1 protein-coding gene is annotated in these 472 nt (G+C 48.1%); it reads right to left on the bottom strand.

Features of this window, described 5'->3' with window-relative positions:
* The coding region (locus B3V51_RS12335) for a penicillin-binding transpeptidase domain-containing protein (protein ID WP_286708510.1) at positions 1 to 472 on the bottom strand (472 nt) is incomplete at both ends.

The raw sequence follows: 472 nt of genomic DNA on the forward strand, positions 1-472 counted from the left end.
GAAGATCAATACCAGTCTTGTCCCCAAAACCAAAGCGCACCATCCAGTCGTGTAGACGCTGAATACCCATCTCATAGGCCAGTTTATAATAGTAAGTATCAACCGACATTTGGATAGATTTCTTTAGATCGACCGTGCCATGACCGCCACGTTTCCAATCACGAAACCGATGGCTGTCTCCTGGTAAACTAAAATAGCCAGGATCATAAATAGTGCTGTTCCAATCTCGCAAGCCATAGTGAATGCCACCTAGACCCTCGAATGGTTTGATGGTCGAGCCAGGTGGGTATGTCCCTTGGAGGGCGCGATTGTACAAGGGCTGATCGAGATCTTCTCGCAGGGCATCATAGTCTTTGAACGAAATCCCTGAGATAAAAGGATTGGGATCATAGCTTGGGTTACTGACAAAAGCCAGCACATCGCCATTTTTGGGATCTATTGCGACGATTGCACCGCGGCGGCCATCTAGCTG

Origin of the sequence: Psychrobacter sp. UBA2514, assembly GCF_002341255.1 — a bacterium.
GTDB lineage: Bacteria > Pseudomonadota > Gammaproteobacteria > Pseudomonadales > Moraxellaceae > Psychrobacter > Psychrobacter pacificensis.